The following is an 11,718-nucleotide window of genomic DNA, read 5'->3' as shown; positions in this document are numbered from 1 at the left end:
CGTTCGCGCCCCCGGCCTGCCGGCCTACACCGCACGGCGCGGCACCACACTGCACCGCATTCAAGGGATTCAATCATGTTAAATCCGCAACCGATTCCGTCGTACCTAATTCAGTCCGAAGCGGTGCGCGAGCGTTTCGACCGTCTGAAGTCGCGCGAGGTGATCCTCGAAGTTCGCGATCTCGACAAACGTTTCGAGAGCGCACAGGGCGAGTGCACCGCGCTGAACGGCATCAGCTTCAAAACGCACCGGCGCGAGTTTGTCTGCGTGATCGGACCGTCGGGCTGCGGCAAGTCGACCTTGATCCGCATTCTCGCGGGCCTCGAACGGCAGACGAGCGGCAGCGTGCTGCTCGACGGCAAGCCGGTGGAGGGGCCGGGCGCCGATCGCGGCATGGTGTTTCAGGGCTACACGCTGTTTCCGTGGCTGACGGTCAAGAAAAACGTCATGTTCGGCCTGAAGATGAACGGCCACAGCAGCATGCACGCCGAGCGCGAAGCGCTGCAATGGCTCGATCTGGTCGGCCTGACGAAGTTCGCCAATGCGTATCCGCATCAATTGTCCGGCGGCATGAAGCAGCGCGTGGCGATTGCTCGCGCGCTCGCGAACCGGCCGCGCATTCTGCTGATGGACGAGCCGTTCGGCGCGCTCGATGCGCAGACCCGGGCGAAGATGCAGACGCATTTGCTCGATATCTGGCGCAATATCGACGTGACCGTATTGTTTATCACGCACGATCTGGACGAAGCGATTTTTCTTGCCGACCGCATCCTGGTGCTGAAGGCAAATCCCGGCGAGGTGCAGGAATTGATCGAAGTGCCGGTGTCGCGTCCACGCGATTATTCGCAGGTCACGTCGCCGGAATTTCTTGCCACCAAGGCGCGGCTCGAAGCGCTGATTCATCCGCCCACGGCCGCTGCCGACGAGGATGACGATGCCATCAAGCCGCATATGATCCGGATGACGGACGTGGCGGATAACGTCGAGTAGGAACGGCCGCCGAGCGCCAACGCTTATGCCTGGCCTTTCCGCGGGCGCGCACGGCCGGCCACCGTCCGCCGCCGACATTACCGGATCGTAATCATCTCGCGCGCTGCTTGCCGGTATCATTTGACGGTCAAGCACAGCGGAGCACTCCCATGCGCATCCTGGTGATCGAGGACGAGCTCAAAACAGCGGCTTATCTGAAGAAAGGCCTGGAAGAGTCCGGCTACGCGGTCGATGTCGCGAACGACGGCCCACAAGGGTTGATCCTCGCGCAGGAAGAAGAATACGACGTGATCGTGCTCGACGTGATGCTGCCCGGCATGGACGGCTGGACCATCGTCAAGACCTTGCGCAACACGCGCACCACGCCGGTGTTGTTCCTCACCGCGCGCGACGACGTCGACGACCGCGTGCGCGGCCTCGAACTCGGCGCGGACGATTACCTCGTCAAGCCGTTCGCCTTCGTCGAATTGCTGGCCAGGGTGCGCACGCTGGCGCGCCGTGGGCCGCCGCGCGAAAGCGAACTGATCAAGGTGGGCGATCTGGAAATGGACGTCAATCGCCGGCGCGTGAAACGCGGCGGCACGCGTATCGATCTCACGCCGCGCGAGTTTTCGCTGCTGCAATTGCTTGCGCGCCGCCAGGGCGAAGTACTGAGCCGTACGCAGATTGCGTCCTATGTGTGGGACATGAATTTCGACAGCGATACGAATGTCGTCGAAGTCGCGATCCGCCGGCTGCGCACCAAGATCGACGATAACTTTCCCGTCAAGCTGATTCACACAGTGCGCGGCGTCGGCTACGTGCTTGAAGTGAAGGACGCCGCTTGATGCGCGGCCGCTCGCTCGCCGCAACGCTTGCGCTAGCCTTCGGTGTCACCACGCTCGCGGTTTTCGTGCTCGTCGGGAGTTTTCTGTACCTTGCGCTGGCGAAGCAGATCAAGGCGCAGGACGATCTCGACATCGTGCTCGCCGCGCGCCATGCGCGGCGGCTCGCCCAGGAGCTCGATACGTCGAAAGCGATTCGCGAGCACAGTGACCGGCTGACCAGCATCGTGCTGGGCAATGAAGCGATGTCGATGGAGATGTTCGGTCCCGATGGGCGCATGGCGATCGAGCACAACGCCGGAGAGACGATCCCGGCACCGGGCGGCACTGCTTCTACGGTCTCAAACGCGCCGAATGCTTCCATTGCACTTGATGGGGCAAGCGAAACGAACGAAGCAGGCGACGCAGGCGATCTCCATGATCCCGGCGAAACCGCTGAAGCTGGCGGCGTCGAGACGATCGCCGCGTTGCCGCCGCTCACGCGGATTGCCGCTTCGGCACGCATTACCGACGCGGATATCGGCGCCTGGACCGGCCGCAATGGCGCACCGATCCGCGGCATTCTCGCGGACGCGCGGCTGCGCGACGGCGACACGGCGACCGTGCTGATCGCGCGCAACATGAGCGACCGCTGGCGGCTGCTCGACCGCTATAGCGACAAGCTTGAGATCGCAGGCGCGGCCGGCGTAATTCTGGCGATGCTGCTGAGTTATCTGCTGATTCGCGCCGCCCTGCGGCCGTTGCGCGATATCGCGGCGAGTGCGGGCCGCGTCACGGTCAATCGCCTGAATACGCGGATCACGGTGGCGCGTGTGCCGAGCGAACTCGAAGCACTGGTGAACGCGCTGAATGCCATGCTGGAACGCGTCGATCACGGCTTTCAGCACCTGTCGCGTTTCACCGCCGACCTCGCGCACGATATGCGCACGCCGCTTAGCAACATGCGCGGCGCCGCCGAAGTCGCGCTCGCCCGGCCACGCTCCGCCGACGAGTATGAATCCTTGCTCGCATCGAATCTGGAAGAATGCGATCGCCTGTCGCGAATGATCGAAAACGTGCTGTTTCTTGCGCGCGCCGAACATCCGCAGTTCGTCAAGCACATGCGCGAGTTCGACGCGGGGCAGGAACTGACGCGGATTGCCGAATACTTCGAAGGTATCGCGGACGATGCGAATGTCAGGGTGCAGGTCACCGGTGCGGCGATGCTGACAGCGGATCTCGAACTGTTTCGCCGCGCCGTCAGCAATCTGCTCGCCAACGCGATCCGCTATACGCCGCAGGGCGGCGAGATCGCGCTCGATGTTCGCGCATCGGCCGATGCGGTGTGCGTCACCGTGTCGAACGAGGGGCAGCCGATCGCTGCCGAGCATCTCGAACGGATCTTCGACCGCTTCTATAGGGTCGATCCGTCGCGCAGTGCCTTGCCTTCGTCAGGCTTGTCGCAAGGGTCCACCGGTTCGACCGGGCTCGGGCTTGCCATTGTCCGCACGATCATGGAGTTGCATGGCGGCACGGCGCATGCGGAGAGCGACGCGCAGAGCACGCGTTTCGTTCTTACGTTCCGGCGGGTATAGGGGCTGGCTGCCCATGCCACGTCCCACCCAACGCCTTCAACAGCAACACGCTCGACTCCAACTGCCGCGCGACAATCTGATCTGCGGTGCGCTGGTTCGTCAGCGCAATGGTCTGCGCGGTCACCACGTCGAGATAGCTCACCGCGCCTGCATTGAAGCGGTTTGTCGTCAGCCGCAACGACAGATCAGCGGCCGTGGTCGCGCGCTGCTGGCTGGCGGCTTCGTCGGCGAGCGAATGCAAGGCGGACAGATTGTCCTCGACCTGCTGGAACGCCACCAGCACCGATTGCCGGTAATCCGCCACCGCGCCGTCATACTGCGCCGTCGCGCCATGCAGGCTGGCCGTGCGCTTGCCGCCGTCGAACAGCGTGCCGACCAGTTGCGGGCCGAGCGACCAGAATAAACTCGGCGCGCTTAGCCAAGGCGCGAAGAAGGTGCTTTCCAGCCCCGCGCTCGCCGACAGCACCAGATCGGGGAAGAAGGCCGCGTGCGCCACGCCGATCTGTGCATTCGCCGCCGCCACGCGCCGTTCGGCGGCGGCGATGTCGGGGCGTCGTTCGAGCAGTTGCGACGGCACGCCAACGGGAATCGCCGGCGGCGTCGCAGCCGAGCCGTTCGGCGGCAGCGTGAAGGTTGAGGCCGGCTCGCCGATCAGCGTGGCAATCGCATGCTGCGTCTGCGCGCGCGTCACGTCGATGTCGGTGTCCTGCGTGCGCGTCGCTTCGAGTTGGGTGGTGGCTTGGGCGACCGCGGAGGCATCGATCGCGCCGTCTTTCAATTGCTGCTGCAGCAGCTTCAAGGCGGCGGCGTAGGCGCTCACGCTGTCGTCGAGCAGCTTTTTCTGCGTGTCGAGCGAACGCAGGGCGAAATAATCGACGGCGAGATCGGCGCTCATCGACAGGCGCACGGCTTCCAGATCCGCTTCACTTGCAGCGGCGTCGGCTCGCGCGCCGGTCACGCTGTCGCGCACCCGGCCGAACAGATCCGGCTCCCAGCTCGCGGAAACGCCAGCCGAATAATCCGGCACGGTCTTGCCCGCGAGCGATTTGCCTTCGACGTTCTGCGACGTCCGCGAGCGGTCCTGTGCAACACCGGCGGTGATGGTCGGGAAAAAGCCGGCGCGCTGATAATCCACCATCGAGCGCGCTTGCTGGACCTGCGCAACCGCCTTGCGCACGGTCTGGTTGGAGACGTCGACACGCGCTTCGAGTTGATTCAGCACCGGATCGTTGAAGATCGTCCACCAGGGGCCACGCGATGCCGTGTCGGCAGGTGCGGCCTGGGCCCAGCCGGGCGCCACGCCTGCGTACTGCGCGGGCATCTCGACGGTGGGGCGTCGGTACGGCGGCAAAGTCGAGCAGGCGCTCAGCAGTGCACCGATCAGCGTGACCGCAATCGAACGGCGCGGCAACGGACGTGAAAGAAACATGGGAGACATTCGGCTCATCCTCTCGATGACTGGCGCTCAGCTATGCATGGCCGGCGCGATCTGCACGAGCTGGCCGGTACTCAGCGAATCGCCGGGGTTATCGATCACGCGGTCGGTCGCCGCGAGGCCCGTGGTGATCTCCACATGCGTGCCGAAATCGCGGCCGATGTGCACCGTCTTGAGCGCAGCACGGCCGTTGCCGTCGACCACGGCGACCGTCACGCCATCCGGACGGAAGAGCAGGGCGCTGACCGGCAAATCGAGCGCCGGCGTGGTCGACTGCAACTGCAGATGCACCTGCACATAGGCGCCCGGCATCAGCGCGCCATCCTTGTTATCGACGTCGACCTCGACGCGCAGCGTGCGGCTCGACGGATCGATCGAGCCGGTCGTACGCGCCACCTTGGCGGCGATCTGCCGCCCGGGATATTGCTGCGCGGTCAGATACCCGCCAGTGTCGGGTGTCACGTAGGGCGCGTCGTTCTGCGGCACGTCGACGAATACGCGCAGCACGTTGGTCTGCTGGATATGGAACAGCTCGCCCGACATACCCGCCGTCCCAGGTGTACCGCCCGCCGTCACCAGCGCGCCGACATCGACGTTGCGCGCGGTGATCGTGCCGTCGAACGGTGCAGTGATCTTCTCGTACGACACCAGTTCGGCCAGGTGCGCGACGTTGGCCTGCGCCGACGCCAGCATCGCGCGGCACGCTTCCATATCGCTGACTTTCGTATCCGCGTCCTGCTGCGCGACCGATTGGGTTTTCAGCATCTCCTGCCAGCGTTGCGCGGTGGTCTTCGCGAAGTCGAAGTTGGCCTGCGCGGTGGCTTCGTCGGCACGGGCCTGGCGCAGTTGCGCGTCGAGATCGGGTGCGTCGATTGTGGCGAGTGTCTGGCCGCTTTTCACCTGGGCGCCGATGTCGGTGTTCCAGTGCGCCAGATAGCCGCTCGTGCGCGCATAAATCGATGCTTCGGCGAACGGTGTTACCGCGCCAGGCAGCAGCAGCTCGTGGACGGCCGGCGCGGGGCGCGGCGTAACGACGGAAACGCTGAGCACGCTTTGTGCTTGCGTCTGTTGCGTCAACGCGGCGCTTGCGTGCAGACGCGGCACGATGCCGACGATCAGCAACGCCGCAGCGAGGCCAGCCAATGCGAATGGCCACACGCGGCGGCGCGGCTTCGAGCTTGGGGCCATGTCGGCGGAGCGGATTGTTCCAGCGTAATTGGCGTGCTGGTCTTCTTTCTCGCTCGCGGGCCAAGCCGACGGAGCGGCATGTGCAGTCTCAGCGACATGTGCGGTCTTAGCAGCATGCGCAGTCTTAGCAGCATGCGCAGTCTCAGCAGCATGCGCGGTCTCAGCAGCGCGGGCCGCTTCGTCGGTCTTGGCAGCCTCAGCGGCTCGATCAGCCTCGACGGCCGATTCAGACCTATCGCCGAGGTCGGGCGGAAGTGATGGATTATTCATGAACAGGTTCTCGTCGGAGTCAAAGTGTGCGGGCGGGAACGCGGGATTCCTGGCTGTCAGTACGCGCCGCGCGGCGTTTGTCGAGCCACGCATGCACCATCCCGTAGACGACCGGAACGAACAGCAAGGTGGACACCGTGCCGAGTGCGAGGCCGCCGATCACCGCGCGGCCGAGCGGCGCGTTCTGTTCGCCGCCATCGCCGAGGCCGAGCGCCATCGGCAGCATGCCGATCAGCATCGCGAGCGCGGTCATCAGCACCGGACGGAAGCGGCTGAAGCCCGCCTCGAGCGCGGCCTGCAGCGGCGGCTTGCCGCCGTGGTGGAATTCACGCGCGGTGTTGATCACGAGAATACTGTTGGCCGTGGCAATGCCGATGCACAGAATGGTGCCGGTCAGCGCCGGCACGCTCAGGCTCGTGCCGGTGCTGAACAACATCCACGCAATCCCCGCGAGCGAGCCCGGCAAACCGCTGATGATGATGAACGGATCGAGCCACGACTGAAAATTGACGACCATCAGCAGATAGACGAGGGCGATCGCGAACACGAGGCCGCTTGCGAGGCCGCCGAACGAGTCGTGCATTGCCTGCACCTGGCCGCGCACCACGATCGACGCGCCCGGCGGCAATTGCGGCCGGATCTGATCGACGAGACGGTTCACGTCGGCCGCCACACCGCCGAGGTCGCGCCCTTGCGCCGACGCGAAAATATCGAGCACGGGCTGCACGTTGTAGTGCGAGACGACGGCTTGCTGCGTGGCGCGTGTCAGCGTGCTCATTGCGCCAAGCAGGTTTTGCGGAGCGGGGCCGTTGCCGTTTGCCACAGCGGACGCCGTCATCCCGCCCGTACCTGCGCCACCGCTCTGCGCAACCGGAATATTGGCCAGAGCCTGCAACGAGTTGATGTCGTACTGCGGCATCATCGTCATCAGCGGATAGCTGACGCCGTTGTGCGGATCGAGCCAGAAATTCGGCGTGGTCTGGGAGCTGCCTGAGAGCGCGATCAGCAGGTTCTGCGATACATCCTTTTGCAACAGGCCGGCCTGAATCGCCCGCGTACGGTCGACATTCACGTTGATCGCGGGTTCGTCGCCCGGTTGCTGGATGCGCGCATCGACGAGGCCGCGCACGCCGCGCAGTTGTGCGAGCAAGCGGTTCGCCACGACGCGATTGGCGTCGAGCTTGTTGCCGACGATCTGAATATCGATCGGCGCGGGCAGGCCGAAGTTGAGAATCTGGCTGACGATGTCGGCGGGCAGGAAGGCAAACGTGACGCCGGGGAAATCTTTCGAGAGCGTGTTGCGCAGCGTCGCCACATAGGCGGCGGTGGGCTTGTGTCCGGCTGCGAGCGTGATCATCACGTCGGCGTCTTCGGGGCCGATCGGGTCGGACGAATCGTAGGTCAGGTTGATGCCGCTCACCGGCACGCCGATGTTGTCGAGCATGGCCGCGAGTTCCTGCTTCGGGATCACGCTGCGCAGCCGGGCTTCGACTTCATCGGTGAGGCGCGCGGTGTCTTCGATACGCGTGCCGGTCGACGCACGCAGATGCAGGCGGATCTCGCCGGTATCGACAGCGGGGAAGAAATCGCGGCCGGCGAATGGCACCAGTGCGAGCGAACCGATACACAACAACAGGAAGATTGCGATGAAGCGGCGCGGTCTCGCGATCGCCGAGCCGAGCACGCCGCGATAGCCTTCGCGCAACCTCTCGAAGCGATGTTCGAAAGCGGCCTGGAAGCGGATCAGGCGCGCAATCGGGCCGTTGCCCGTGACTGGCGCGTTGCTGCGCGCGCGCATCAGATACATCGCGAGGGTCGGCACCAGCGTGCGCGAGAAGAAATACGACGCGATCATCGCGAACACCACTGCTTCGGCAAGCGGCACGAACAGATAGCGGGCAACGCCGGAGAGCAGAAACATCGGCACGAACACGATGCAGATCGACAGTGTCGAGACAAACGTCGGCACGGCAATTTCGCCCGAGCCGTTCAGAATCGCGTCGTGCAGCGGCTCGCCGTTTTCCAGATGATGCGTGATGTTTTCGATCGCGACGGTGGCATCGTCGACGAGAATCCCCACCGCGAGCGCGAGCCCGCCGAGCGTCATGATGTTGATGGTCTGGCCGAGTGCGGAAAGCGCGATCAGCGAGGTGAGCACCGCGAGCGGAATCGACACCGCAATGATCAGCGTGGCGCGCCAGCTGCCGAGAAACAGCAGAATCATCAACGCGGTCAGGGCCGCTGCGATTACCGCCTCGCGCGCCACGCCCACCACCGCCGACTTCACGAACACGGATTGATCGGACAGCGCGGCGATATGCAACGCACTCGGCAAACCGGCCGCGATATGCGGCAGCATCGCCTTGACCTGCTGGATGATGGTCAAGGTGGACGTGCTGCCGGATTTCTCGATGGTGAGGAGCGCGGCGCGTTTGCCGTCGCTGCGCACGATGTTGGTCTGCGGCGCATAGCCGTCGCGCACATGGGCGACGTCGCGCACATACACCACGCCGCCGGCTACCGTCCTGATCGGCAGGTTGTTCAGCGCGGCCACCGTGTCGGTGCTGCCGTTCATCTGCACGTTGTATTCCTTCGTGCCGATTTTGGCGGTGCCGCCCGGCAGAATCAGGTTCTGCGCGTTGACGGCGTTGACCACGTCGAGCGGGGCAAGGCCCTTGGCCTGCAGCGCGCGCGGATCGATATCGACCATGATCTGCCGCACCTTGCCGCCGAACGGCAGCGGCACCGACGCGCCTTGCACCGTCGCCAGCTGGGTGCGGATCTGGCTGTTACCGAGGTCGTAGAGCTGCTGCTCGGACAGCGTGTCGCTGGAGAGCCCGAGTTGCAGGATCGGCACCGTCGACGCGTTGTACGTGATGATGTTCGGCGGCAGCGTGCCAGGCGGCAGCACGCGCAGGATCGACGCGGAATTGGAGGCCGCCTCGGCGATCGCGCGATTGATGTCCGCGCCCGGGTGGAAAAAGATCTTCACTACCGAGACGCCGTTCAGCGATTGTGACTCGATATGCTCGATATCGTCGACGTCGGAGGTGAGCGCGCGTTCGTAGTTCGACGTGATTCGGTTGGCCATGTCCTGGGCGGAAAAGCCGTTATACGTCCAGACGATGCTGACCACCGGGATGTCGATGTTCGGAAAGATATCGACGGGCGTGCGCAGTATCGCAAGCGGGCCGACGATAAAGATCAACACCGCGAGAACCACGAATGTATATGGGCGGCGCAGCGCGAGCTTGACGATCCACATGACGGTTTCCTGAAAAGAGGCGGATGGAGGCGCGCGGCTTGTTTCACTGCCTGGCGGCGGGTGGCGCGGGCTTCTTTGTGAGTCAGGAGTGTGGGGGTTTGGCGCTTACCGGCGGTGGTCGGGTAGATTACCGTTCTGTTATCTTCGGTTTGGGTTTTAGGTTTGGGTTTTTGAATTTGCGTTTAAGCGCGGTGCGTAGATAACAAAACGGTAATCCGAAGGTCAGTGCTCCGACAGCTGAAATGACAAGAATAGGAAGCGTGGTTCAAGCCACTCCTTTCTTCCACATCTTCGGAGAGACATCATGAAACTGCTTACCGCGATCGCTGTTGCTGCTCTCAGCCTGCCGTTCGGCGCGAATGCTTTCGCCCAGTCCAGCTCGTCAGGGTTGACGCGGGCCGAGGTCATGGCTCAGTTGCGGCAGGCCCAGGCTCAAGGGCTCGTGCCGGCGCCTAAAAATGACTATCCGCCTAGTGCGGCCACCGTGGCGCGGAATCGGGAGATCTATGCTATTCAGCATGGGATGGATGGCGCTGACGCTATGAAGACGGCTGGGGCGCCTGCTGCCGATACTGCGGCGGCTTCTAATTGACGCTATGTCTGTTTGCCTGCGGCGTGAGTGACAAGGCCGTCATACTTCCGGCGGCGCTGCGCGCGCCGCCCTGCATCAACTTGCCTTACGAACCCAGTTGCTTCCCTGCGCCACAGCCTTCGGTGTGGTTGACGAGCTCGCGGACCATCTGAGCCATTTGTTCAGGGTGGGTGACCGGCACCCAATGCCGCGCGCTCAGTTCACGGCGCCAGTACTCCAGGTATCTGGCGTCTGCGCGCAGGTGGTGTGGAACATCGCCACAGGAACATATGCTTAAGAAGGATTCAGGAAAACCCAAGGACGGGCGTAGCGTTCCCGAATAGACTTTGCCAATCGACGCGTTCCGCTGTTGGAGCGATTCCCGTGGCGCCGCCCGGACCACGCATCAAGGAAACGGCATGAAAACGCAGAGCTCTGTTGTCACGGCAATCGTAGGTGGGGCCTTGGCATTGGCGGCGTCACCTGACGTGCAAGCGCAGAGCGCCGTGACGTTGCAGGGCGTCATCGACGGCGGCGTGACGTACGTGAACAATCTGCATGGCGGGGCGACCGCGCTGTTCGATAGCGGGATTTTGTCGCCGGACACGTTGAGTCTGAAGGGGAGTGAAGATCTTGGCGGCGGCAACAAGGCGCTGTTCGAACTCACTTCACAATTCGATCTGGGCAGTGGCGCAACGATTCCGGGCGCCGGACAAATCTTCAATCGCACAGCGTTCGTCGGACTAGCGAATGACCGGATGGGTTCGCTTACCTTCGGCAATCAGTATGATTTCATGTTCGAGACGCTGTCGCTTGGCCGGTATGACGGCGCACTCCTGTTCGGCGGTCTCTATGATTTCCGCCAGGGTCCGTTCTCTGCATTGGGTGTGCCGAACAATCCGACCGGTTCGTTCGATTTCGACCGGATGGCGGGCGCCACGCGAGTGCCCAATGCGGTCAAGTACCACAGTCCGGAAATCGCCGGCCTGACGTTCGGGGCGCTGTATGGATTCGGCGGCGTACCGGGCTCGTTTTCTTCGGACTCGACAATGAGTTTCGGCCTGAACTACACCAATGGGCCGTTGGGTTTGGGCGCCGCCTATGTGGATGTGAAGTATCCGCAATTGAATAACGGCAGCGAGGGGATCCGGAATTTCGGTTTCGGGGCGCACTACCAGTTTGCCCGCGTTCTTGCGATGCTGTTGTACACGAACACGGAAAACACGGCGAGCGGCGCGAGGATCGACGTGTACAAGGCGGGCACCTTCTGGAACATTGCCGGGCCGTGGGCTTTCGGGCTTGACTACGAGTACATGAAAGGCAATGCAGTTCTGCTGAACGACAAGGCCCAGCAGATCACAACTGCAATACAGTACAACTTCTCCAGACGGACCACGGCGTACGTCGAAGCGATCTATCAGCGAGCAAGCGGTGACGGCTCGGTCACACAGGCGTGGATAAACGGTCTGAACCAGCCGGACGATGCGGCGAGCAACCGCTCCCAAACCTTGGCACGGGTCGGATTGCAAATGAAGTTTTGACGCCGTCGTAGTTCGTCAATGTGATCGCGATGCAGCGGTCTCTGCCAGCTTCGCCTCGCT

At 63.4% G+C, this 11,718-nt stretch carries 8 protein-coding genes; 5 read left to right on the top strand and 3 right to left on the bottom strand.

Annotated elements, in window-relative coordinates:
- Window positions 1–75: 75 nt before the first annotated feature.
- The 3 genes from AYM40_RS26920 to AYM40_RS26910 all read left to right on the top strand — a co-directional run bounded on the left by AYM40_RS26920 (window position 76) and on the right by AYM40_RS26910 (window position 3,388).
- Entirely contained in the window at window positions 76–990 is a 915-nt protein-coding gene (locus AYM40_RS26920; protein ID WP_063499183.1) for an ABC transporter ATP-binding protein, read from the top strand.
- Window positions 991–1,139: 149 nt separating this feature from the next.
- Complete coding sequence (locus tag AYM40_RS26915) at window positions 1,140–1,817, top strand: heavy metal response regulator transcription factor (protein WP_063499182.1); 678 nt, start codon at window positions 1,140–1,142, stop codon at window positions 1,815–1,817.
- Window positions 1,817–3,388: a heavy metal sensor histidine kinase gene (locus AYM40_RS26910; RefSeq protein ID WP_063499181.1), complete on the top strand. Its 1,572-nt coding sequence runs from the start codon at window positions 1,817–1,819 to the stop codon at window positions 3,386–3,388. Before AYM40_RS26915 ends, AYM40_RS26910 begins: the two co-directional genes overlap by 1 nt.
- On the opposite strand, the gene AYM40_RS26905 is transcribed toward AYM40_RS26910, so the two are convergent.
- The 3 genes from AYM40_RS26905 to AYM40_RS26895 are packed head-to-tail and all read right to left on the bottom strand — an operon-like array spanning window position 3,369 to window position 9,546.
- Window positions 3,369–4,817, bottom strand: a complete 1,449-nt coding sequence (locus tag AYM40_RS26905; RefSeq protein WP_063499180.1) for an efflux transporter outer membrane subunit — start codon at window positions 4,815–4,817, stop codon at window positions 3,369–3,371. The genes AYM40_RS26910 and AYM40_RS26905 overlap by 20 nt on opposite strands.
- Window positions 4,818–4,853: 36 nt before the next feature.
- Entirely contained in the window at window positions 4,854–6,281 is a 1,428-nt protein-coding gene (locus AYM40_RS26900) for an efflux RND transporter periplasmic adaptor subunit (RefSeq protein ID WP_063500725.1), read from the bottom strand.
- 19 nt (window positions 6,282–6,300) lie between these two features.
- Window positions 6,301–9,546, bottom strand: coding sequence for an efflux RND transporter permease subunit (locus AYM40_RS26895; RefSeq protein WP_063499179.1), 3,246 nt, complete (start codon window positions 9,544–9,546; stop codon window positions 6,301–6,303).
- Between the two features lie 304 nt (window positions 9,547–9,850).
- Here AYM40_RS26895 and AYM40_RS26890 point away from each other — a divergent pair, with 304 nt between their 5' ends.
- The gene (locus AYM40_RS26890; protein WP_063499178.1) at window positions 9,851–10,138 is read left to right on the top strand and encodes a DUF4148 domain-containing protein; all 288 of its coding nucleotides are present in this window, start codon (window positions 9,851–9,853) and stop codon (window positions 10,136–10,138) included.
- A gap of 398 nt (window positions 10,139–10,536) precedes the next feature.
- Window positions 10,537–11,658: a porin gene (locus tag AYM40_RS26885; RefSeq protein WP_063499177.1), complete on the top strand. Its 1,122-nt coding sequence runs from the start codon at window positions 10,537–10,539 to the stop codon at window positions 11,656–11,658.
- The last annotated feature ends 60 nt before the right edge of the window (window positions 11,659–11,718 follow it).

The organism is Paraburkholderia phytofirmans OLGA172 (genome assembly GCF_001634365.1).
GTDB lineage: Bacteria > Pseudomonadota > Gammaproteobacteria > Burkholderiales > Burkholderiaceae > Paraburkholderia.
Note: the sequence above shows the minus strand (reverse complement) of the source record. Positions and strands in the feature narration are given on the sequence as shown.